Source organism: Pseudoalteromonas sp. SG43-8 (assembly GCF_014164245.1).
GTDB lineage: Bacteria > Pseudomonadota > Gammaproteobacteria > Enterobacterales > Alteromonadaceae > Pseudoalteromonas > Pseudoalteromonas distincta.
This window is the reverse complement of sequence record NZ_JACJEX010000005.1, coordinates 142,404-164,535: the sequence shown is the minus strand read 5'-3', so window position 1 is coordinate 164,535 and position 22,132 is coordinate 142,404. Positions and strand designations below refer to the sequence as shown.

Here is a 22,132-nt window from a genome sequence, read left to right as displayed (position 1 = left end):
TTAACCTTCTAAAAATTCTATTAATTCAGGGTCAGATACAATGCGGGTAATAACTTGCTCAGTCAACTTATTGAGCTGACCTTCTATTTTTGCTCGCTCATGACTAAATGGGCCTTCTAAATTAGCACTGCCTCTATACACTTTACTAAAGTTACTTGAGGCGCGAATAACACGCACGCCAAGTTCTATGTGGGCTTCGCTGGTATGGCTCACTAGCTTTTCGGTTACAACAGCTTGCAATGCATGAATATCTACTTCAAAGCGAACAGTTGCTAAGTTAGAAATACTGGCTCCATTGCGGCTAAGGGCGCTGTCTAACACACTTTTAATAGAGCTGGTAATGCCTTGGCTTGCAAAGGTTTTAGTTTTGTCTGACTCAATAAGTTTAAGTGTTGATGTATCGCCACGTAAATCAATTACACTAGTACTTAAGCTACTATTTATAGTGCTAATTTGACCATTTTTATAAACAGGGTTAAGTATTACTTGGCTAGGCTGATTCGCGCAGCCACCAAGTATCAGTAATACACAACACCCAATTATAATGTTTGTTAATTTCATTTATAGCATTCCACTATTTTTTGTTGCACTTAAAACGACAAACTTTTTGTTTGAACCTAGCAACTTACAGTTGCCAAACATACGGTTTAATTTATCATGATAATCTAAATGGCGATTACCAATAATACGCAGCTCGCCGCCTTCTTTTAAAGTATCTTTTGCTTGTTTAAACATTTGCCAAGCAATATGGTCGGTAACGGCCTGAGCTTGGTGAAATGGAGGGTTACAAAGCACCATATCTACACTGTCTCTTTCAAAGCCTGTTAAACAGTCGTTTTCGATGAACTCGCAGTTATCAAACTTATCGCCTAGGTTAATTTCTACATTTAACCGAGCCGACTCTACTGCCATGTAAGACTCATCAACAAAAGTAACAGATGCATTAGGGCAACGAGCAAGCGTCATTAATCCAACAACTCCGTTACCACAGCCTAAATCAATAATGCTTTTAGCTTTTGGTGTTTCTGGTAAGTAGTTAAAAAAGAAGCGTGCACCAATATCTAACGAATCACGCGAAAACACATTTGCATGGTTTGTTATATTAAACTCAGTACCTTCAAGCTCCCACGTTACAGGGAAATCTGCTGCTTTATATCCGCCTTTAGCTGTACTTAATATAAGACGGGATTTTTTAACTGCTAGGCTAGTTTTTGTTTCACCAATAAATTGCTCAAATGATTTTATTGTTGAGTTATGAATTTCTTTTGTTTTACCTGCGGCAATTACTGGCGTACCAGGTGCAAGGACTTCACTGAGTTCACTTAACTGAAACTGTAAAAAACCTACATTACGAGGGATTTTAATAAGTACTAAATCAACATCCTGCGGTAATGCAGACAAACTATCTAATTGTGTAAACTCTGCTGTAGGCAGTTTGTTTTCTTGTAAGTTATAAGCCGCAGCTTGGTGGCTAATATAAGAATCGTTAACTGAACAAACCGTTAACTTATTAAAATAACAAGCAAGTGCACCAAAGCTATCGTTTAAAATGAGCAATGAGCGACAATCAGGGTGATGTTCGTTAACATAATTGATAAGGTACTCATCTGCCGAATCCCACGCTTGTAAGCTGCGGTTTTTTTGATCCAAAGGAAAGCGTTCAAGAGTAAAGGTTTTATCGCCTAGCTGGGCTTGCGTCGTCATAATGGTTCGTTGATCAGTAATCTAATGTAGGTAAATTCTAACATGCAACGGCAAAACGCCAACCCCCAACAGTTACCAAATGGCTTTTCTTATCAAAGTAGGGCACTTAGTGCACAAAAAAGCCTCGATCTATTTTATTATTTGCAAAAAAACCTACGTTGGCAGCAACCCGATGTAACTGTTTATGGTAAAACGGGGCCTATTCCACGGCTACAATGCTTCATGAGCGATTTAAATATTGAATACGGCTATTCAAGTAGTAAGCAAATAGTAGAGCCATGGGATGAATTGTTACTTAATATGAGAAGGCGTTTAGAGGCGCACTTAAATCAGCCTCTAAACTCATTACTCGTTAATTATTACCGAGATGGTAATGATACGATGGGCTGGCACAGTGATGATGAAATAGAGCTTGGTGATAAACCAACAATTGTGTGTGTCTCGCTAGGAGCTGATCGGGTTCTAAAGTTAAAGCACAAGGCGAGCAATAAAGTAACCGACTTAAAATTACAAAGTGGCAGCTGTTTAATAATGAATGGACATAGCCAGCGAGATTATCAACATGCAATACCTAAGCAAACAACGCTTGCACATCCTCGAATAAGTTTAACTTACCGATTTATTAAGCACATTAAACAAAAGCAATTTAGTTAGCCAAGCGCTGCGTTAAATTGTTATAGTAAGTATATAAATTAGCTAATTAAAACGGTCTTTTATGTCAATGCAGCAACAGATCCAAGAAAAAATAAGCAACGCTATTGCGTGTAAACATTTAAACGTAATTAACGAAAGCCATATGCACAGTGCGGGCACTGAATCACACTTTAAAGTAATAGTGGTTAGCGAAGGTTTTACAGGTAAACGTTTATTGCAGCGCCATCGTGAAATTAATGAAATTCTAAAAGATGAATTAGCAAATCATATTCATGCACTCGCAATTCATACATATACACCCGATGAGTATACAGAGCAGGGCGGCGAGGCACCTGATTCACCTAATTGTATGGGCGGCTCTAAATTAGCTTAAATAATTAATAGTGATTTGATAGTTACACTTGTGGTTAACTGATCAGATCAGTGTTTTTAGTATTAGCCTTTAAACTAGCGCTAATTTTTATTGTAAAAGATATAGGATGATCAATGGTCATTAAGCCTAAAATTCGTGGATTTATCTGCACAAACGCACATCCAGCTGGTTGTGCAGAGCATGTTCAAGAACAAATTAACTATGTAAAACAACAAGGCGCATTAAAAAATGCACCAAAAAATGTATTAGTTATTGGCGCATCAACAGGCTACGGCTTGGCTTCGCGCATTACAGCTGCGTTTGGTGGTGGTGCTAAAACATTAGGTATTTTCTTTGAAAAAGAAGGTACAGATCGCAAAACAGGTTCTGCTGGTTGGTACAATACCGCTGCTTTTCAAGATGCAGCAGACGAAGCAGGCCTTTGGTCTAAAAATATTAATGGCGATGCGTTTTCTAACGAAATTAAACAAAAAGCAATCGATACTATTAAAGCAGATTTGGGCAAAGTAGATTGTATTATTTACAGTTTAGCGTCTCCTCGTCGTACAGACCCAAATACGGGCGAAGTATACTCATCTACGCTTAAGCCAATTGGAAATGCCGTTACTACTAAAAACTTAAATACATCAAAGCGTGAAATTGATGAAATTACTGTTGAAGCTGCAAACCAAGACGATATCGACAACACCATTAAAGTAATGGGCGGTGAAGATTGGGAAATGTGGATTGACGCATTAAAAGAAGCGGATGTATTAGCCGATAACTTTAAAACGACTGCGTACACTTATATTGGTAAAGAGCTAACATGGCCAATATACGGACACGCTACTATTGGTAAGGCTAAAGAAGATTTAGACCGTGCAACCGCTGCTATTAAAGAATCAACAAAAGATTTAAATGGTGAGGCATATGTTTCATCACTTAATGCTGTGGTAACGCAAGCAAGTTCTGCTATTCCTATTATGCCGCTATATATCTCTGCTTTATTTAAAGTTATGAAAGCAGATGGCACATACGAAGGCACTATTGAGCAAATTCACGCTTTATTTAGTGAAAACTTGTATGGTGAATCACCTCGCTTTGACGACGGTGGACATTTATTCCAAAACTACAAAGAGCTAGAAGACGATGTACAAGCTCGCGTGCAATCTGTTTGGGATAAAGTAGATACGAGCAGCATTGATGAGCTAACAGATTATGTTGGTTACCATAATGAGTTTTTACGCTTATTTGGTTTTGGTATAGATAGTGTTGACTACGATCAAGATGTAGATTCAGTTAAGCCAATTGCCAATATGATTGACTAACAGAACTTAGGGCCTGTTTATCTTTCGAGGTTAAATTTGCAGCAGTCTGTTTGGTATTTAGGCAAGGCAGAGCCTATGTAGTGTGGTTATTCCCCATAAATGGGCGATAACGTGGAATAAATGCCAAACATGCGCTGCCCAAAGGGTTCTGCCTAGGGGCTATTTACTCTTTGTTGCTCGGTTTTTACTTAGCCCACTAGGTTACAAACCTCACGCCGCGATTAAATAGCCCCTAGATTGAATAAATTTTAATCCTGAAAGGTCAACAGGCCCTAGTTATAAAAAGCCGCTATCGCGGCTTTTTTTGTATTATGCGATTTGTTGAATTTACGATGAAATCAGGAATGATAATTGCTTAGGCTACCACTTTGGTCTAGCTTGATTTTTATTTAATTCACTTAACAAAACTAAATAAGTGTTTCTGTCGTATAATTTTCATAAATACACTCGCATAGTCATCTAAAATGATGTTAAAATCTCGACAATATGTGATGAGTTTTACTACGTTGCTTGTTTGATATCTCTAGCAAGCTGCTCTTTTGTACCTTGATATAACTTGGAATAACTCAAATGGCGACGTGGTTGATACGATTTTTCAGTTTCTTTCCTTTAATGTAATGCAAGTGCGTATGATCAACATAAAAAAAGGTCTGGATTTACCCTTAGAGGGCGCGCCACAGCAAGTTATACATGACGGTTCTGCTGTCAAACGTGTAGCTGTGCTTGGCGAAGAGTTTATCGGTATGCGTCCAACCATGCATGTTCGTGTGGATGACCAAGTCAAAAAAGGCCAGGTACTTTTTGAAGATAAAAAGAACCCAGGCGTCCTATTTACTGCTCCAGCTTCTGGTACAGTAAAAGAAATAAATCGTGGTGCTAAACGTGTGCTGCAATCTGTTGTTATTGAAGTAGCAGGCAGTGAGCAAATCACCTTTGACTCTTTCAAAGCAGACGAGCTTCCGAGCTTAGAGCGCGAAAAAGCCAAAGAAGTACTTATCCAGTCTGGTCAATGGACAGCACTTCGTGTTCGCCCATTCAGCAAAGTAGCGGCTGTGGATGCAAATCCTAGTTCTATTTTTGTGACCGCAATCGACACAAACCCATTAGCTGCAGATCCTGCAGTAATTATTGCAGAAAATGCGCAAGCATTTGAAGCGGGTCTTGCAGTTGTTTCGCGTTTGACTGATGGCAAAGTATTTGTGTGTAAAAAAGCAGGCAGCCAAGTTCCTAGCTCATCTATAGCTCAAGTAGAAGTACATGAGTTTGGTGGTGTGCATCCGGCTGGCCTCGTTGGCACTCATATCCATCATCTTGATGCAGTTTCTGTTAGCAAACAAGTTTGGCATATTGGTTACCAAGACGTTATTGCGTATGGTCACTTATTCCTTACTGGTGAAATTTACACAAATCGTGTTATTTCGCTTGCAGGTCCTCGCGTTAAAAACCCACGTTTAGTGAAAACACAATTAGGTGCTTCATTGGATGATTTAGTGGCTGGTGAGTTAGAAGACGGAGATAACCGCGTTATTTCTGGTTCTGTTCTATCGGGTTCTATTTCAAACGGTGTTCATGCATTCTTAGGTCGTTACCACGTTCAAGTATCTGTTTTACTTGAAGGTCGCGAAAAAGAATTGTTTGGCTGGATTGCACCAGGTAGTGATAAATTCTCTGTAACGCGTACATTCCTTTCTCACCTTGCACCAAGTCGTTTATTTAAAATGACAACGTCAACAGGTGGTTCAAAACGTGCCATGGTACCAATTGGTAGCTACGAGCGCGTAATGCCGTTAGATATTTTGCCTACTCTATTATTACGTGACTTAATTGCACGTGATTTAGACAGTGCAATTTCATTGGGCGCGCTTGAACTTGATGAAGAAGATTTAGCGTTATGTACCTTCGTTTGTCCAGGCAAATACGAGTATGGTTCTATCCTACGCGATTGCTTAACTACGATCGAGAAGGAAGGCTAGAGAGATGGGTTTAAAAAAATATCTAGAAGATATCGAGCCGAATTTTGAAGCCGGTGGTAAATATGAAAAGTTTTATGCACTGTATGAAGCAGCTGCAACTATTTTTTATACACCAGGCTACGTAAATAAAGGCGCGACACACGTACGCGATAACATCGACCTAAAACGTATGATGATTTTAGTGTGGATGGCGACCTTCCCAGCTATGTTTTTTGGTATGTTCAATATCGGTCATCAGGCCGCTGGTGCTTTAGCACAAGGTTTTGAACTAGCAAACACGTGGCAAGTTGGTTTGTTCCAGTTATTCGGTGGTGAGTTAACCGCTGATGCAGGCTGGGGCGCTAAAATGTTCTATGGAGCATGTTTCTTCTTACCTATCTACGCTGTAACATTTGCAGTAGGTGGTTTCTGGGAAGTTATATTTGCTTCAGTGCGTAAGCATGAAATTAACGAAGGTTTCTTCGTTACTTCTGTATTATTTGCACTTATTTTGCCAGCAACTATTCCTTTATGGCAAGTTGCGTTAGGTATTACGTTTGGTGTAGTAATCGCTAAAGAAATCTTTGGTGGTACTGGCCGTAACTTCTTAAACCCTGCTTTAGCCGGTCGCGCATTTTTATTCTTTGCATACCCAGCTCAAATCTCAGGTGACACAGTATGGACAGCAGTAGATTCTTTCTCTGGTGCAACTATGCTAGGCCAAGCATTTGCTGGCACACTTGACTTTGCAAACATGGAATTATGGTGGAATGCGTTTTATGGTTTCATTCAAGGTTCTGTAGGTGAAACATCTACACTTGCATTATTAGTAGGTGGTTTGTTCTTAATTTACGTTCGTATCGCTTCTTGGCGCATCGTACTAGGTGTATTCCTAGGTATGGTAGCAACTGCATTTTTATTAAATGCTGTTGGATCAGAAACTAACCCTGTATTTGCAATGCCTTGGTATTGGCATTTTGTACTTGGTGGCTTTGCGTTTGGTATGTTCTTTATGGCTACTGACCCTGTATCAGCTGCATTTACTGACAAAGGTAAATTAGCATATGGTCTATTAATTGGCTTTATGGTGGTTATGATACGTGTTGTGAATCCTGCTTTCCCAGAAGGCATGATGCTAGCAATCTTATTTGCTAACTTGTTCGCTCCACTGTTCGATCACTTTGTGGTGCAGGCTAATATTAAGCGGAGGTTGGCACGTAATGTCTAGTAATAACGAATCAATCGGCAAAACGTTATCAGTTGTTGTAGCACTATGTTTAGTGTGTGCAATCATTGTATCGTTTGCTTCTGTACAGCTTCGTCCTTTACAGCAAGCTAATAAAAACAAAGATATTCAAAGCAATATCTTAGCTGCTGCGGGCATCGACAAAGTTGAAAATGTTCTTGAAACATTTGATGCAAAAATCGAAGCGCGCGTTGTAAACATGACTACAGGTGAGTTTGTAGATACAGACCCAACAATCTTTGACTTTGAAAAAAGCAAATATGATGCAGCGCTAAGTGTTTCTCTTCAAGAGAAAGGCGTTAAAGATATTGCTGGTATTCAACGTGTGACTAAAGAGTCACCGGTGTATATCTCTAAAAAAGAAGATGGCTCAGTTGATGCAATCATTCTTCCTATCCAAGGCTACGGCTTATGGGGCTTAATGTACGGTTTTATCTCGCTTGAAAGCGATGGTGAAACAGTTAAGGGCATTATCTTTTACAAGCATAATGAAACCCCAGGTCTTGGTGGCGAAATCCAAAATCCACAGTGGACTGCTACATGGGAAGGTAAAGAACTTCCAATTCAAATTGTTAAAGGTACTGCGGGCAATGATGAGCATAAGATCGATGGTCTTTCAGGTGCTACATTAACGTCTAACGGTGTTGATCATGCAGTTGACTTTTGGACTGGCGAAAATGGCTTTGGCCCTTTCCTTGCGAAAGTACGTAAAGGAGCATTGAAATAATGGCTGATACTAAAGAAATGAAGGCGGTCCTATTTGGTCCGGTTTTAGCTAACAACCCAATCGCACTACAAGTACTTGGTATTTGTTCTGCGCTAGCGGTAACGTCTAGCTTAAAAAATGCGTTAATCATGTCAATTGCATTGACACTTGTAACTGCGTTTTCGAGCTTCTTTATCTCGCTTATTCGTAACCAGATCCCATCATCTGTACGTATCATCGTACAAATGACCATTATCGCATCATTGGTAATCGTTGTTGACCAAGTATTACAGGCATTTTCTTATGCTACTGCAAAAGAGCTTTCTGTATTCGTTGGTCTAATCATTACTAACTGTATCGTAATGGGTCGTGCTGAAGCATACGCGATGAAGTCGCCACCACTTATGTCATTCCTTGACGGTATTGGTAACGGCTTAGGTTACTCTGTAGTACTACTTACTGTTGGTTTCATTCGTGAGCTATTTGGTAAGGGTTCACTATTCGGTGTTGATATTATCCCATTAGTACAAGATGGCGGTTGGTATCAGCCTATGGGTCTATTGATCTTACCACCGAGTGCATTCTTCATCATTGGTTTATTCATATGGGTACTGCGTACTTATAAGAAAGACCAAGTAGAAGCTAAAGCGTAAGGGGCAAATAGTGGAACATTATATTAGTTTATTTGTAAAAGCCGTTTTTATTGAGAACTTAGCGTTGTCATTCTTCTTAGGCATGTGTACTTTTTTAGCGGTATCTAAAAAAGTAACTACATCAATTGGCCTAGGCATAGCGGTTATAGTTGTATTGGGTATTTCTGTACCTGTAAACAACTTGGTTTATCATGCGGTACTTGCACCTGGTTCACTAACTTGGTTAGGTTACCCAGATGCAGATCTTAGCTTTTTACGTTTCTTAACTTTCATTGGTGTTATTGCAGCACTTGTGCAAATTCTTGAAATGGCATTAGATAAGTTTTTCCCTGCACTATACAACGCGTTAGGTATCTTCTTACCACTTATCACAGTTAACTGTGCAATATTTGGTGCGGTATCATTCATGGTTGAGCGTAACTATAACTTCGGCGAGTCTGTTGTTTATGGTATTGGCGCTGGTGTTGGTTGGGCACTTGCAATTACATTACTTGCAGGTATCCGTGAGAAACTGAAATACTCAGACGTACCTGACGGCTTACGTGGTTTAGGTATTACCTTCATCACTGTTGGTTTAATGGGACTTGGCTTTATGTCATTCTCTGGTATTTCACTGTAAAGGTAGCGAGGATAAATCATGGATTATCAGATTTTCTTAGGCGTTGGTGTTTTTATCGCTATCGTTGTACTACTGGTTTTAGTCATCATTGGTGCTAAATCTCAGTTAGTTGCAAGTGGCGATATTATCATCGGCATTAATGGCGACCCAGATAAAGCCATTAAAACATCAGCAGGTAGTAAGCTTTTAGGCGCACTATCTGAGTCAGGTATATTTGTATCATCTGCTTGTGGTGGCGGTGGCTCTTGTGGTCAGTGTCGTGTACACATTAAAGAAGGTGGTGGTGATATTCTGCCAACTGAGCTTGATCACATATCTAAAGGTGAAGCCCGTGAAGGCTGTCGTTTAGCGTGTCAGGTAAATGTTAAAAATGACATGGAAATTGAACTTGAAGAGTCAATTTTCGGTGTTAAGAAGTGGGATTGTGAAGTTATCTCTAATGATAACAAAGCAACGTTCATCAAAGAACTTAAGCTGCAAATTCCAGATGGCGAGTCAGTGCCGTTTCGTGCGGGTGGTTACATCCAAATCGAAGCTCCACCTCACCATGTTAAATATGCAGATTTCGATGTTCCTGAAGAGTATCGTGGCGACTGGAACCATTTTGGTTTCTTCGATCTGGAGTCAAAAGTAGACGAAGAAACAATTCGTGCTTACTCAATGGCTAACTACCCAGAGGAAGAAGGCATCATTATGCTTAACGTGCGTATTGCTGCTCCACCTCCAAGAAACCTTAGCTTGCCATGTGGTAAAATGTCTTCGTACATTTGGTCACTTAAAGAAGGCGACAAGGTAACTATTTCGGGTCCATTTGGTGAGTTCTTTGCTAAAGACACTGACGCAGAAATGGTATTTGTTGGTGGTGGTGCTGGTATGGCGCCAATGCGTTCTCATATCTTTGACCAACTTAAACGTTTGAACTCAAAACGTAAGATGAGCTTTTGGTATGGTGCACGTTCTGAGCGTGAAATGTTCTACGTAGAAGATTTTGACGGCCTAGCCGCTGAAAATCCTAACTTCGTATGGCATACAGCACTTTCAGATCCACAGCCTGAAGATAACTGGGAAGGCTATACTGGCTTTATCCATAACGTGTTATTTGAGAACTATCTTAAAGATCACGAAGCGCCTGAAGATTGTGAGTACTACATGTGTGGTCCTCCAATGATGAATGCGGCAGTTATTACTATGCTTAAAGATTTAGGTGTTGAAGACGAAAATATCTTACTAGATGACTTCGGTGGCTAACACTAATACCAAAACAGTTTAGTTTTGGTTAAAATACCAGCCTCGTAGCACTTGTGTTACGAGGCTTTTTTTATTTTTTTAATTTTATCAATCTATTAAGTAGAGCTGTTATGAATCGAGTAAGTACTTCACAGGGCATAATGGCCTTTTTACTAATTACACTGACTTTATTATTGTCTGGGTGTGGTGAAAAGCCAGAGTTAAAAGAAACCTTTTTAGAAGGTAAGACTATGGGTACCACTTATCATATTAAATATTATGATGAGCAAGCCCAGCTATCGGATTCACAACTACAGCTGCAAATAGACGCTGTTTTAAAAGATGTGAACCAATCTATGTCTACTTACATAGAAGACTCTGAAATAAATACATTTAACAGATTACCTGCAAATCAAGTCATGCCAATTAGCGAAGATTTTAGGGCTGTTATAAGCGAGTCTATTCGCTTAGGTGAATCGACTAAAACACTCGACGTAACAATGGGGCCTTTAATTGATTTATGGGGTTTTGGGCCTGATAAAAAACCAACTAATCGCCCAAGTGATGAAGAGCTTGCAAGTATGGTTGAAAAAATAGGCATTGATAAACTTATCTTAAATGAGCAAGGACTGGCTAAAACAGTTAATGGACTGGAGCTTTCTTTTTCGGCAACAGCTAAGGGCTATGGTATTGATAAAGTTGCCCAGTTATTAGAAAGCCACGACATTACTAATTACATGGTTGAGATTGGTGGTGAGCTGCGTATAGCAGGTGAAAAGCCAAATAATCAGGATTGGAAAATTGCGATTGAGCAACCAGATGCGCAACCTGGAGAGCGCAAGGTACACCGTGTTTTATCGCCAGGTACAAGTGGTATAGCGACATCGGGTGATTACCGTATTTTTTATAAAATGGATGGTGAGATCTATACCCACTTAATTGATCCAGCAACAGGTATGCCTATTAAGCACGACTTAGTGTCGGTAACTGTGCTTCATCCAAGCGCTATGACGGCAGATGGTTTAGCGACGGCACTTACTGTAATGGGGATGCAAAAAGCGCAAGCTTATGCTGAGCAACATGATTTACCGGTTTATTTAATAGGTAAATCAAAAGAGGGTTTAATTACCTACTCAAGCCCAGCATTTAAGCCTTATTTATAGTATGGTGCTGACTTGTTTATTTCCGTGTTATTTGGGTATATAATAGCAGTCGCTCAAAAATATTTGAGTTTAATTTATTGCTGATCAATAGGGGCTAAGCAATGTCACTTTTTCTTCTTACTTTTGGCTTACTAATTTTGATAGTTTCGGCTATGGCCGTTGGTATGATCGTGCAAAAAAAATCTATGGCAAGCAGCTGTGGTGGTTTAGGTTCGGTTGGTATTGATAAAGCCTGTGATTGCGATGATCCATGTGATAAACGCAAAAACCGTTTAGCAAAAGAGCAAGCTTGGAAAGAAAACCAAATTATTTAAGCCTGTCTTAAATATTAAAAAGCGCTTTATAGCGCTTTTTTTGTGCCTGTAAAACGCCTTCGCATCATAGCTTCCAAAGCAATCCAATCTAAATGTATTAGACAAAGGTATATAGTTTAGTTTTTTTCACCTATTAGGTTTATTTTTCTCGTTTGTCAAATTGGAGCTAACACTCTAAAGTTTAACCATAGACAAAGAACAAGGCTCTCGTCATAAGCTTGAGGCATAAGTTAGCCTCGCCTAAAAGAATCTTTATATTGTGTGTGAAGATGTTGTCAGTGTGAAAGGCAACTCAAGTTCGGTGGATTCACTTCCATAAAGAACGAGTTTGAGTTGTTTTTATTTCCCTACAATTGCCACACAGTGTAAACCAAGAATCTTTATATTGTGTGTGAAGATGTTGTCAGTGTGAAAGGCAACTCAAATTCGGTGGTGACTGCATTTGAGTTGTTTTTATTTCCCTACAATTGCCACGTAGTGTAAACCAAGAATCTTTATATTGTGTGTGAAGATGTTGTCAGTGTGAAAGGCAACTCAAATTCGGTGGTGACTGCATTTGAGTTGTTTTTATTTCCCTACAATTACCACGTAATGTATACCAAGAATCTTTATATTGTGTGTGAAGATGTTGTCAGTGTGAAAGGCAACTCAAATTCGGTGGTGACTGCATTTGAGTTGTTTTTATTTCCCTACAATTGCCACGTAATGTAAACCAAAAATCTTTATATTGTGTGTGAAGATGTTGTCAGTGTGAAAGGCGGCTCAAGTTCGGTGGTGACTGAATTTGGGCTGTTTTTATTTGTGCGACACAGTTATTACTCCCTCCTAAAAACCTATAATCCTATTAAATATTTCTCTTTAAATCGTTTTTTATTTGAACTAACCGAATGTTTTTTATCGTGTTATTTTTTATTAACAAAATAGCTTCGAAAGCTTAACTCAAATTAATTGATTTTTAGTTGAACAGAAAATTCTCTTTGTTATACTCAAGTTCGAACTTTCAGTAAGTTTTGAAAGTTTGGTTGATACGGATCAATTTTCGCTAGGTAAATATGTGCTAGCTGGATTTGATTGTATTTAGCACCTGGTTTTAGGGTTTACAACAGCAATGTTTTTTAAATTTTTCCATTGCAAACTGTATTACTCTAATTTTGTTATAGTCATTTTAGTAGGTTAATGTCTTTGAACACACTTTCTTTGCATCATACAGCTACGGAACTTGCCTCTGGCGAGCCGCAGACGTGTGAACGCTTGAATAAAGCAGGCAAGGGCGTGTGTGTAGCTATAACTTTATTAGTGTTTAATACTGTAATGTTGCTAAGCGGTGCATTAGAGGATGCCTTCAAGCTTGAAGCGCTATTAAGTGATGGGTTTATTGTAGAGCCACTGTTACTTAATCTTGCGCAATTTTTAGCTCATCCGATCATATCAAGTCAGTTACTTATTGGCCTTTGTTGGTTATTGTTCCATATTTGTCCAGCGCGTCGTGCTGGCATAATCCTCCGTAAAGCAGCCTTTGCTTTTAGCGAGGCTAAAGTTCTTCAGCCTGTGATCTCTTCACATGGTTGTCGTGCTCCACCTAGCTTTACAGGTTGCCTGTAACGCTGCATCTTGTTGCTGGTTTTAATTATTTGTTCTTGCTGTAAATAATTAAGGTTAGCTAAAACAAAGTAGCTCCGTGTTTTTAAACACATTTCAGCCAACCACCACTCACCCAAGTTAACTTTTATTACGTTATATAAATGCGTTTAGAAAGCTGGGTTTGTTGCTAGGTCATTAATGGCATGAGCTTTAGGTTTTGAATAGCCCCCTTATTTTTATAATTTAATTCTAGTTAACTTGGGTTTTTATTGAAAAATCGTTGCTTTGGTTTTTATTTTAAGCAGCAAATTGAAACTCTAGGTTTGTAGGATACTCCCTTGTTAATTCGTAACCTTTGTAATATTGCTTTAGCTAGTACAGTGCTGGCGTTGTCAGGCTGTAAAGGCGGGATACTCGATCCAAAAGGGCAGATAGGCATTGATGAGAAAAATTTAATCATCATCGCAACCGTGCTTATGTTGCTTGTAGTCGTTCCCGTTATTGTGATGACTTTGTATTTCGCTTGGAAATACAGAGACACTCAAAACCAAGAAATTTATGCTCCGAAATGGGCTCATTCAAATAAAATTGAAGCCGTTGTTTGGGCTGTTCCTATTGTTATTGTAATCATTTTAGGTGTTATTACCTGGCAGTCTACCCAAGAATTAGACCCCTATAAACCCATTGAAGGTAAAGGTGAACACCTTACTGTTGAAGTGGTTTCATTAAATTGGAAATGGCTATTTATATATCCTGAGCAAGGTATTGCTACGGTTAATGAATTAGTGTTCCCAGCAAATGTACCTGTTGAATATAAAATCACCTCAGAGAGCACAATGAATTCATTTTTTATTCCGCAATTGGGTAGTCAAATATACTCAATGGCTGGGATGGAAACCAAGCTTCACTTAATTGCAAATGAGCCAGGTACGTTTAAAGGCTTTTCAGCAAATTACAGCGGCGCAGGTTTCACTGGCATGACATTTAATGCCATTGCTACACCTACTCAAGCAGACTTTGATAAGTGGGTGAGTGATGTGAAAGCGAATTCAAGCGCTAATAACCTGACTCATGCAAATTATGTTGAGCTTGCAAAAGCAAGTGAAAATAACCCAGTAGCATATTACGGAAAAGTTGATGACGGCTTATTTCATACCATTGTTATGAAGTATATGCAGGCGCATGGCGATATGAACAAAAAACACCATGCAATGGGCGAACATGGGCAAATGAGTAAAAAGCATCATGAAATGAGTGAGCACTCAATGCCTTCATCTCACAGCCAAGGCGAGGAATAATAATGTCGTTATTAGGTAATCTTTCACTCGACGCAATTCCGTTTCATGAGCCAATTCTTGTGTTCACGATGTCGGTTATTGCGATAGCTGGGCTTATTATTGCCGGGCTTATTACAAAGTATAAAAAATGGGGCGTGCTTTGGCGCGACTGGATCACGTCTGTTGATCACAAACGCTTAGGCGTAATGTATATTCTTTTAGCACTAATAATGCTGTTTCGTGGTTTTTCTGATGCAATAATGATGCGTGCGCAGTTGGCACTTGCTACCAGTGGTGCGCCAGGTTATTTACCACCAGAACACTACGACCAAATATTTACTGCCCACGGCGTAATCATGATCATATTTATGGCAATGCCATTTATGATTGGTCTAATGAACATTGTATTACCACTTCAAATTGGTGCTCGCGATGTTGCATTTCCATTTTTAAATAATTTAAGTTTTTGGTTTACAGCCAGTGGTGCAATTTTAATTAACTTATCACTTGTATTTGGTGAATTTGCAAAAACAGGTTGGGTGGCATATCCGCCGCTTTCGGAGCTGACCTTTAGCCCTGGGGTGGGGGTCGATTATTATATTTGGGCCTTACAAATATCCGGGCTCGGTACACTTCTAACAGCCGTAAACTTTTTAGCAACCGTGTTTAAAATGCGTGCACCAGGTATGACCCTAATGAAAATGCCAATTTTCACATGGGCATGTACATGGGCAAACATCTTAATTGCAGCATCATTCCCAATTTTAACTGCTGTACTTGCAATGCTAACGCTTGACCGTTATCTAGACTTCCACTTCTTTACCAATGAATTAGGCGGTAACGCCATGATGTACATCAACCTGTTTTGGGCATGGGGTCATCCTGAGGTATACATATTAGTATTACCAGCGTTTGGTATTTTTTCTGAAATTATTTCGACCTTTGCCGGTAAACGTTTGTTTGGTTACAAATCGATGGTTTACGCCAGCGGTGCAATCTCAATTTTAGGCTTTATTGTTTGGTTACATCACTTCTTTACTATGGGCTCAAGCGCTAACGTTAACGCGTTCTTTGGGGTAATGACCATGGTTATTGCCGTACCAACTGGGGTTAAGTTGTTTAACTGGTTATTTACTATTTACCGAGGTCGTTTACGTATAAGTGTACCGGTACTTTGGACTCTTGGCTTTATGGTTACCTTTACCGTAGGCGGTATGACCGGTGTATTACTTGCCATTCCTGGCGCCGATTATGTACTGCATAACAGCTTATTCTTAATTGCACATTTCCATAACACAATTATTGGTGGTGCTGTGTTTGGTTACCTGGCCGGTTTTGTATTTTGGTTCCCTAAAGCAATGGGCTTTAAACTTAATGAAAAATGGGGCAAAGCATCATTTTGGTGTTGGATTATTGGTTTCTTCGTAGCATTTATGCCGCTGTACGTACTTGGTTTCTTAGGTATGACACGTCGCTTAAACCACACTAACAACCCAGATTGGAACATGTGGTTATACATTGCCGCAGGCGGTGCTGTAATTATTATGTTTGGTATTATCAGCCAAGTAATTCAATTATATGTGAGCTTTAGAGACCGTGAAGCGCTTGACGATACAACAGGCGATCCGTGGAACGGCCACACACTTGAGTGGGCAACAAGTTCACCTCCGCAAATTTATAACTTTGCAACAATTCCACATATCGATGATATTGATGCATGGACCGATATGAAAGAAAAAGGTCAAGCATATCAAGATAAAGCAAACTATAGCCCTATTCATATGCCTAAAAACACATCAGCTGGCGTGTTAATGGCAGCAAGTTTAACAGTATTTTGTTTTGCAATGATTTGGCATATTTGGTGGTTAGCTGTTGTTGGACTAGTAGGCGGAATTGCCATATTTATCAAACGTTGTTACACCAGCGATGTTGATTACTATATACAACCTGATGAAATTGCACGCATTGAAGCTGCATATAATTCAAGTGGCGTTAAGGAGTTAAAAGCGTGAGTACACTTTCTGCAAATTTAGACTCTGTATCACACGATGATCATGCCCACGCGCATGATCACCACGATACTTCGGGTGATACCGTATTTGGTTTTTGGTTATACCTAATGACCGATTGCCTACTGTTTGCCTCGTTTTTTGCCACTTACGCTGTATTATTTATGAACACAGCCGGTGGCGTATCGGGTAAAGATATTTTTGAACTCGACTTTGTAGCAGTAGAAACTGCAGCACTACTGATTAGTAGTATTACTTTTGGTTTTGCCATGATTGCCGCTCAAGGGCAAAAAAAGGCACTAACACTGACTTGGTTATTTGTTACGTTTTGTTTAGGTGCTGTGTTTATTGGTATGGAAGTATACGAATTTCATCACCTAATTGTGCATGGCAATGGTCCACAACAAAGTGCCTTTTTAACATCGTTTTTCTCATTAGTTGGCTTACATGGTTTACATGTAACAGCGGGTCTAATTTGGATGACCATAATGATGATTGAAGTTGCTAAACGCGGCTTAGGTAAAGCAACCGTAACGCGTTTAAGCTGCTTAAGCCTATTTTGGCACTTCTTAGACATTGTTTGGATTTGTGTATTTACCGTTGTTTATTTAATGGGAGCAATGTAATGAGCCACAGCGAAACGCATGCGTTAAAGCAAACGCAAAGTGATCATCATGATGAATCTCATGGCAGTGTTAAAACTTACTTAATTGGCTTTGTGCTATCGGTAATTTTAACTGCTATACCGTTTTACATGGTAATGGAAGGTGACTTCTCAAAAGCAACAACGCTTTGGAGCATTGTTACTTTAGCAATCGTACAAATTTGGGTGCATTTAAAATACTTTTTACACCTTAATTTTACCACCGAAGATGGCCGTGCAAGTACTTTCTCATTCCTATTCAGTGCTCTGATCATCGTAATGGTTGTTGGGTTATCTGTTTGGATCATTTATGAATCTAACGCAATGATGATGTACTAGGAGTTGAAGATGTTTCGTCGTTATTTATCAGTGACAAAGCCGGGTATTATTATGGGCAATTTGATCAGCGTAGCGGGCGGGTTTTTACTTGCTTCGCGCGGTGATATAGACCCATGGTTAATGATTGCCACATTAATTGGTTTGTCGCTAGTGGTTGCATCAGGTTGCGCTATCAATAATGTTATAGATAGAGACATAGATGTGGCCATGGCGCGTACTCGTACGCGGGTTACAGTAACGGGCGAAATGTCGGCCTTTGCTGCACTTAGTCACGGTATTTTATTGGGTGTTGTGGGCTTTGGTTTACTTATCGCCTACACCACTCAAGCCGCGGTATTTTTTGCAGCCTTTGGCTACGTAATTTATGTAGGGGTTTATAGCCTCTACATGAAACGCAACTCAGTATATGGCACTTTTGTAGGCAGCCTTTCTGGCGCTGTACCGCCAGTAGTAGGTTACTGCGCCGTAACAGGGCAGTTCGATATGGGCGCATTAATACTGCTAGTCATGTTTAGCTTGTGGCAAATGCCGCACTCTTACGCTATTGCTATTTTTCGCTTTAAAGATTATCAAGCTGCAGGTATTCCTGTATTACCAGTAGCGCAAGGTATTGATAAAGCAAAGCGCCATATCGTACTTTATATTGCTGTATACGCATTAGTGGTGATGTTACTGCCAATTACTGGCTACACAGGAGCTGCTTTTATGGCTGTGGCGTGTATTACCAGCTTTTGGTGGTTGCTAATGGCGCTACGTGGTTATCGTCGTAATATTGATATGAGTAGCTGGGCACGTAAAGTGTTCGCATTTTCAATTATTAATATTACAGCGTTAAGCATTGCTATGGCTGTTGATTACCATAGCGTTGCTCCACAGCTATTAACGCTTACCTAATTTAAAAATTTTTAACTATTCCAAAGTTAATCCAAAGGCTCGAAAGAGCCTTTTTTTATGCCTAAAATAGTTTTGCAATAGAGCGCTTATTGGCAAGTTCTAGGCTTTGTTTTATTCGTGCTCTTACCTCAGGTGATTTATTTTGGCTTAGCTTAAAGTTTCCACTCCAATGAGTAGGAGTAAATTCTATAAAGCTTAATTGTTGATACATTGCTTGGCGACTGCTTTTGGGCACATCAGTAATATTCCAAATTGGCGTAAAGCCTTGCTCAAAATGGCTCGTTAGTTGCCGCATTATTTTGCCTTTCTCATTATCGCTTTCAATAATATTCACATTTGCAGTTACTTGTACTGATGAATAAAGCCAGCTCGGCAGTGTTTTATTATTACTATACGAGGGAGATAGATAACAGTTATCGCCATTAAATAGTAATTTCACTGACTGTTTATCACATTGCGTTAGCGGGTTATGTCTTGCTACGTGTGCAATAAATACATTACGTGAGGGCTCATACAATACAGGCACTTGGCATATATTATTTAAGTCACTTTGCGAGCAGTACATTAAAATACTCGCTAGAGGGAATTGCTCAACTAATGCCTGCAAACGTTCAATATGATGTTCTTGAAAATGTGTGGGTGGGTACATTAAAGCCTCTCCTCTAACTGTAACTTAATGCTCTGCCAATGTTCGTCAATAATGCTAAATTTTGCAGTGCTTCTGTAACTTCCATCACTTAGTAATCTATCTTTATGGGCTATACCTTCAAATCGGGCGCCTAGTCGAGTAATTGCATTTCGAGATTTTTGATTTTTTTCGTGGGTATTAAACGTTATTCGCACTAAATTCAACGCGTCAAAAGCATAGCTAAGCAGTAAATATTTAGTGTGAGTATTAATATAAGTTTGCTGCCAGTGATGGCTTATAAATGTATGACCAATTTCAGCACTTAAGTTATGTGTATCTAATCTAAATAGTCGTGTAGTGCCTACAACCTCTTTGCTGGCTATGTCTACTATGGCAAATACAATTTGTTCTTTTTTATTAAATTGTGCACTGGTGGTAAACCATTCCTTTAACTGTTCGGGTGTTTTTGTATAGTTGCTTAATACCCATTCCCATATTTTTGGATGTTGCCCTGCTTTATATAAGCCTTTTAAATGCTCATAATTTAATGGCTCTAAAATTACCTTATTTGTTTTATGTATCTGTTGAGTAAACATGTTGCCTCTAAGCTTTGCTATTTACAAGCAACAAATGTACGCTAATTTGGCTTGGTAAAAACAACCAGAATTGGCTTTTTAGCTATACCAGTTATAAGGGAATGACATGCAACCGCTTAATATTGAATTTAATGACTCAAACAAAGCTAAGTACATACAAGTTGCAGATGCTTTGCGTGGTTCTATCGTAAAGGGAGATATTGCACCTGGTACAAAACTCAGTTCTGCTCGAGTTATGGCGCAAGCGTATCAGTTAAACCGTCATACAATAATGAACGCATTGCAGTTATTAGTAGCCGAAGGATGGCTAGAATCTCATGAACGCTCTGGGTATAGCGTCACTCAAACACTACCAATTCAAAGCAGTGCTAACTGTGAGCACACGCCAGTTTTAACACCAAAACCTTATAAATTTGCTACAGAGTTAGCCGTGCCTATTCCGGCAATGAATTTAAAAGACTACGTATATAATTTTGCAGGTGGACTTCCTGATTTAAATAGCTTTCCTTATAAAGAATTTAAACGCTCTGTAAGTCATGTATTTAATCATTTAGATACCAGTAAGCTTCATTATGGTGATATAGGTGGAGTGAGTGAGCTAAAAGTTCAGATAAGCGATTACTTACATAAAACTAGAAATTTAAAAGTATCAGACTTACTTGTATGTAATGGCTCACAAGAAGCTTTATTTTTAATTTCTAAGGCCTTTATAAGTAAAGATGACTTCGTAGCCGTTGAGACTTTAGGCTACCCACCAGCACGCAAAGCCTTTGCTGCTTGTGGCGCGCAATTAATAGATATAAAACAAGATGAATATGGTTTATGTGTTGATGACTTAAAAGCGCAATTTAGACGATATCCAATAAAAATGCTGTACTTAACCCCGCTGCATCAATACCCAACTACCGTTACGCTTTCGCCCACACGGCGCATGCAAATTTATCAATTATGTTATGAGTATGGCGTAATGATTATTGAAGATGATTACGATCACGAGTTTCATTATCGCTGTCAGCCATTGCAACCTATGGCTGGGGACGATCCCGCTGGGATTATTATTTACTTATCTACATTTTCTAAAATCATGTTCTCAGGCGCTAGAATTGGCTACATTTGTGCAGCTCCTGAAGTATTAGCACAGTTAACCGCATGGAAGCAGTTAATGAATCATAAAAATGATGTGGTTATGCAGCTAGCCGTTGCGCACTTTATGCAAGAAGGTGGATTTGAGCGCCACTTAAAACGCATGACTAAACACTATAAACAACGTTATGAAGCAATGGACAACACGTTAGCGTTGCTGCAATCACAGGGGTTACCAATAGAGTATAAAAAGCCAGATGGCGGTATGGCAATGTGGGTTAACTTAAATAAAAATACGAGCAATATAAAACAAGCAATGCAAAGTAAAAGCCTATATTTACAAGCAGAATCTGAGTTTTACTTTGCTGATTCAGTGAGAAGTTTAATGCCTAAGCAATATAGTTATGTTCGCTTAGGCTTTGCAGGGCAATCAGTTGAGGCAATGAAGCAAGGGCTCAAACTAATCACTGAATATAAGTAACTAGATACCATTAACTATTTCTTAAAATCATCAGCATTGTAATAAAGTGGTTTAAGGGTGCCGCAGTTAATAAATTTATAGGTAAGCTCATTTTCAGCTGGGACACGTTTTGAGGTACGAAGCTTTTGCATACATGCATTAACTAAATCAACAAAAATAAGATGGTTATAGCTCGGCGCTTGTTGAATTTTATGAATATAAATACGCTCACTCCCGCCCAGATTAATCATGTCGTAGTCTTGCCATTGCGATGATTCACTTAAATCTTTTAGCTCTCTGGCATACAGTTGCTTACTAAGCTCAAGCTCTTTTTTTGAGTAAATTAAACTGCCACCTTCTCTATAATCACCCTCATAAATATCAGCAATAATCGTAATTTCTTCACCACGCATTAAATGTTGAATATTAAACGCTTGTGGCTTAACCGTGATTAGCTCAGCATTTCTAACAAAATTTAAGAGTGCGACATCTGGGTTTCCAATTTTATAAACAACTTGCAAATCATTGGGTAAATTATAGGTGGGTAAATTCATTGCAATAATAGATGAGCCTTGATTAACCAAAGCCATAGGATGATCAGCATTGTAAGCGGGGTCTACCGGTGGTAGTTCTGCTTTTTCTTCTTCAGCTGCGGCAAAGCCACTTAAAGTGATTAGTAATAAAGTAAGTAGTAAGCGCATAAT

23 protein-coding genes are annotated in these 22,132 nt (G+C 39.2%); 18 read left to right on the top strand and 5 right to left on the bottom strand.

Features of this window, described 5'->3' with window-relative positions:
* Both H5122_RS11780 and H5122_RS11775 read right to left on the bottom strand, forming a co-directional pair.
* Nucleotides 1-561, bottom strand: a complete 561-nt coding sequence (locus tag H5122_RS11780; protein ID WP_149603069.1) for a YajG family lipoprotein — start codon at nucleotides 559-561, stop codon at nucleotides 1-3.
* Complete coding sequence (locus tag H5122_RS11775) at nucleotides 562-1,704, bottom strand: methyltransferase (protein WP_182682190.1); 1,143 nt, start codon at nucleotides 1,702-1,704, stop codon at nucleotides 562-564.
* A gap of 42 nt (nucleotides 1,705-1,746) precedes the next feature.
* Here H5122_RS11775 and H5122_RS11770 point away from each other — a divergent pair, with 42 nt between their 5' ends.
* The 17 genes from H5122_RS11770 to cyoE all read left to right on the top strand — a co-directional run bounded on the left by H5122_RS11770 (nucleotide 1,747) and on the right by cyoE (nucleotide 18,661).
* The gene (locus H5122_RS11770; protein WP_024604969.1) at nucleotides 1,747-2,358 is read left to right on the top strand and encodes an alpha-ketoglutarate-dependent dioxygenase AlkB; all 612 of its coding nucleotides are present in this window, start codon (nucleotides 1,747-1,749) and stop codon (nucleotides 2,356-2,358) included.
* A 61-nt stretch (nucleotides 2,359-2,419) separates the two neighbouring features.
* Nucleotides 2,420-2,731, top strand: coding sequence for a BolA family transcriptional regulator (locus H5122_RS11765; protein WP_024596564.1), 312 nt, complete (start codon nucleotides 2,420-2,422; stop codon nucleotides 2,729-2,731).
* A 113-nt stretch (nucleotides 2,732-2,844) separates the two neighbouring features.
* Complete coding sequence (gene fabV, locus H5122_RS11760) at nucleotides 2,845-4,038, top strand: enoyl-ACP reductase FabV (protein WP_182682191.1); 1,194 nt, start codon at nucleotides 2,845-2,847, stop codon at nucleotides 4,036-4,038.
* A gap of 629 nt (nucleotides 4,039-4,667) precedes the next feature.
* The gene (locus H5122_RS11755; RefSeq protein WP_024596562.1) at nucleotides 4,668-6,011 is read left to right on the top strand and encodes a Na(+)-translocating NADH-quinone reductase subunit A; all 1,344 of its coding nucleotides are present in this window, start codon (nucleotides 4,668-4,670) and stop codon (nucleotides 6,009-6,011) included.
* A 4-nt stretch (nucleotides 6,012-6,015) separates the two neighbouring features.
* A complete protein-coding gene (locus H5122_RS11750) occupies nucleotides 6,016-7,218 on the top strand; it encodes an NADH:ubiquinone reductase (Na(+)-transporting) subunit B (protein WP_002958899.1) in 1,203 nt (400 codons plus the stop codon).
* A complete protein-coding gene (locus tag H5122_RS11745) occupies nucleotides 7,211-7,963 on the top strand; it encodes a Na(+)-translocating NADH-quinone reductase subunit C (protein WP_002958898.1) in 753 nt (250 codons plus the stop codon). The genes H5122_RS11750 and H5122_RS11745 overlap by 8 nt, the downstream gene beginning before the upstream one ends.
* The gene (locus tag H5122_RS11740; RefSeq protein WP_002958897.1) at nucleotides 7,963-8,595 is read left to right on the top strand and encodes an NADH:ubiquinone reductase (Na(+)-transporting) subunit D; all 633 of its coding nucleotides are present in this window, start codon (nucleotides 7,963-7,965) and stop codon (nucleotides 8,593-8,595) included. The genes H5122_RS11745 and H5122_RS11740 overlap by 1 nt, the downstream gene beginning before the upstream one ends.
* A 10-nt stretch (nucleotides 8,596-8,605) precedes the next feature.
* Entirely contained in the window at nucleotides 8,606-9,214 is a 609-nt protein-coding gene (nqrE, locus tag H5122_RS11735; protein ID WP_002958896.1) for an NADH:ubiquinone reductase (Na(+)-transporting) subunit E, read from the top strand.
* A gap of 18 nt (nucleotides 9,215-9,232) precedes the next feature.
* On the top strand, nucleotides 9,233-10,462 hold the full coding sequence (nqrF, locus tag H5122_RS11730; RefSeq protein ID WP_002958895.1) for an NADH:ubiquinone reductase (Na(+)-transporting) subunit F: 1,230 nt from the start codon (nucleotides 9,233-9,235) through the stop codon (nucleotides 10,460-10,462).
* A 110-nt stretch (nucleotides 10,463-10,572) separates the two neighbouring features.
* Nucleotides 10,573-11,604, top strand: coding sequence for an FAD:protein FMN transferase (locus H5122_RS11725; protein WP_182682192.1), 1,032 nt, complete (start codon nucleotides 10,573-10,575; stop codon nucleotides 11,602-11,604).
* 101 nt (nucleotides 11,605-11,705) lie between these two features.
* On the top strand, nucleotides 11,706-11,918 hold the full coding sequence (nqrM, locus tag H5122_RS11720; RefSeq protein ID WP_007376137.1) for a (Na+)-NQR maturation NqrM: 213 nt from the start codon (nucleotides 11,706-11,708) through the stop codon (nucleotides 11,916-11,918).
* Nucleotides 11,919-13,100: 1,182 nt separating this feature from the next.
* Nucleotides 13,101-13,520, top strand: a complete 420-nt coding sequence (locus H5122_RS11715) for a hypothetical protein (RefSeq protein ID WP_002958097.1) — start codon at nucleotides 13,101-13,103, stop codon at nucleotides 13,518-13,520.
* A gap of 317 nt (nucleotides 13,521-13,837) precedes the next feature.
* Nucleotides 13,838-14,797 carry a ubiquinol oxidase subunit II gene (cyoA, locus tag H5122_RS11710; RefSeq protein ID WP_182682193.1) on the top strand — a complete coding sequence of 320 codons (960 nt, stop codon included), beginning with the start codon at nucleotides 13,838-13,840 and terminating at the stop codon, nucleotides 14,795-14,797.
* 2 nt (nucleotides 14,798-14,799) lie between these two features.
* On the top strand, nucleotides 14,800-16,788 hold the full coding sequence (gene cyoB, locus H5122_RS11705; RefSeq protein ID WP_024596558.1) for a cytochrome o ubiquinol oxidase subunit I: 1,989 nt from the start codon (nucleotides 14,800-14,802) through the stop codon (nucleotides 16,786-16,788).
* Nucleotides 16,785-17,411, top strand: coding sequence for a cytochrome o ubiquinol oxidase subunit III (gene cyoC / locus H5122_RS11700; protein WP_002958100.1), 627 nt, complete (start codon nucleotides 16,785-16,787; stop codon nucleotides 17,409-17,411). Before cyoB ends, cyoC begins: the two co-directional genes overlap by 4 nt.
* Nucleotides 17,411-17,767 carry a cytochrome o ubiquinol oxidase subunit IV gene (gene cyoD, locus H5122_RS11695; RefSeq protein ID WP_002958101.1) on the top strand — a complete coding sequence of 119 codons (357 nt, stop codon included), beginning with the start codon at nucleotides 17,411-17,413 and terminating at the stop codon, nucleotides 17,765-17,767. The genes cyoC and cyoD overlap by 1 nt, the downstream gene beginning before the upstream one ends.
* Before the next feature lie 9 nt (nucleotides 17,768-17,776).
* Nucleotides 17,777-18,661: a heme o synthase gene (gene cyoE / locus H5122_RS11690; protein ID WP_002958102.1), complete on the top strand. Its 885-nt coding sequence runs from the start codon at nucleotides 17,777-17,779 to the stop codon at nucleotides 18,659-18,661.
* A 61-nt stretch (nucleotides 18,662-18,722) separates the two neighbouring features.
* Here cyoE and H5122_RS11685 read toward each other — a convergent pair whose 3' ends face one another.
* Both H5122_RS11685 and H5122_RS11680 read right to left on the bottom strand, forming a co-directional pair.
* Nucleotides 18,723-19,310: an FMN-binding negative transcriptional regulator gene (locus tag H5122_RS11685; RefSeq protein ID WP_182682194.1), complete on the bottom strand. Its 588-nt coding sequence runs from the start codon at nucleotides 19,308-19,310 to the stop codon at nucleotides 18,723-18,725.
* Nucleotides 19,310-19,885, bottom strand: coding sequence for a GNAT family N-acetyltransferase (locus H5122_RS11680; RefSeq protein WP_182682195.1), 576 nt, complete (start codon nucleotides 19,883-19,885; stop codon nucleotides 19,310-19,312). The genes H5122_RS11685 and H5122_RS11680 overlap by 1 nt, the downstream gene beginning before the upstream one ends.
* Before the next feature lie 106 nt (nucleotides 19,886-19,991).
* Between H5122_RS11680 and H5122_RS11675 the strand changes: the two genes are divergently transcribed.
* A complete protein-coding gene (locus H5122_RS11675) occupies nucleotides 19,992-21,449 on the top strand; it encodes a PLP-dependent aminotransferase family protein (protein ID WP_182682196.1) in 1,458 nt (485 codons plus the stop codon).
* Nucleotides 21,450-21,463: 14 nt separating this feature from the next.
* Here H5122_RS11675 and H5122_RS11670 read toward each other — a convergent pair whose 3' ends face one another.
* Complete coding sequence (locus H5122_RS11670; RefSeq protein ID WP_182682197.1) at nucleotides 21,464-22,129, bottom strand: hypothetical protein; 666 nt, start codon at nucleotides 22,127-22,129, stop codon at nucleotides 21,464-21,466.
* Nucleotides 22,130-22,132: the final 3 nt, after the last annotated feature.

Bases quoted from the DNA above. Each gene is read 5' to 3' on its own strand.
- H5122_RS11775 (WP_182682190.1), bottom strand. From the start codon at position 1,704: ATGACGACGCAAGCCCAGCTAGGCGATAAAACCTTTACTCTTGAACGC.
- H5122_RS11780 (WP_149603069.1), bottom strand. From the start codon at position 561: ATGAAATTAACAAACATTATAATTGGGTGTTGTGTATTACTGATACTT.
- H5122_RS11725 (WP_182682192.1), top strand. From the start codon at position 10,573: ATGAATCGAGTAAGTACTTCACAGGGCATAATGGCCTTTTTACTAATT.
- nqrF (WP_002958895.1), top strand. From the start codon at position 9,233: ATGGATTATCAGATTTTCTTAGGCGTTGGTGTTTTTATCGCTATCGTT.
- nqrM (WP_007376137.1), top strand. From the start codon at position 11,706: ATGTCACTTTTTCTTCTTACTTTTGGCTTACTAATTTTGATAGTTTCG.
- H5122_RS11670 (WP_182682197.1), bottom strand. From the start codon at position 22,129: ATGCGCTTACTACTTACTTTATTACTAATCACTTTAAGTGGCTTTGCC.
- H5122_RS11770 (WP_024604969.1), top strand. From the start codon at position 1,747: ATGCAACGGCAAAACGCCAACCCCCAACAGTTACCAAATGGCTTTTCT.
- cyoB (WP_024596558.1), top strand. From the start codon at position 14,800: ATGTCGTTATTAGGTAATCTTTCACTCGACGCAATTCCGTTTCATGAG.
- H5122_RS11745 (WP_002958898.1), top strand. From the start codon at position 7,211: ATGTCTAGTAATAACGAATCAATCGGCAAAACGTTATCAGTTGTTGTA.
- H5122_RS11685 (WP_182682194.1), bottom strand. From the start codon at position 19,310: ATGTACCCACCCACACATTTTCAAGAACATCATATTGAACGTTTGCAG.
- H5122_RS11680 (WP_182682195.1), bottom strand. From the start codon at position 19,885: ATGTTTACTCAACAGATACATAAAACAAATAAGGTAATTTTAGAGCCA.
- fabV (WP_182682191.1), top strand. From the start codon at position 2,845: ATGGTCATTAAGCCTAAAATTCGTGGATTTATCTGCACAAACGCACAT.
- H5122_RS11765 (WP_024596564.1), top strand. From the start codon at position 2,420: ATGTCAATGCAGCAACAGATCCAAGAAAAAATAAGCAACGCTATTGCG.
- H5122_RS11750 (WP_002958899.1), top strand. From the start codon at position 6,016: ATGGGTTTAAAAAAATATCTAGAAGATATCGAGCCGAATTTTGAAGCC.
- cyoE (WP_002958102.1), top strand. From the start codon at position 17,777: ATGTTTCGTCGTTATTTATCAGTGACAAAGCCGGGTATTATTATGGGC.
- H5122_RS11740 (WP_002958897.1), top strand. From the start codon at position 7,963: ATGGCTGATACTAAAGAAATGAAGGCGGTCCTATTTGGTCCGGTTTTA.
- cyoD (WP_002958101.1), top strand. From the start codon at position 17,411: ATGAGCCACAGCGAAACGCATGCGTTAAAGCAAACGCAAAGTGATCAT.
- H5122_RS11755 (WP_024596562.1), top strand. From the start codon at position 4,668: ATGATCAACATAAAAAAAGGTCTGGATTTACCCTTAGAGGGCGCGCCA.
- H5122_RS11675 (WP_182682196.1), top strand. From the start codon at position 19,992: ATGCAACCGCTTAATATTGAATTTAATGACTCAAACAAAGCTAAGTAC.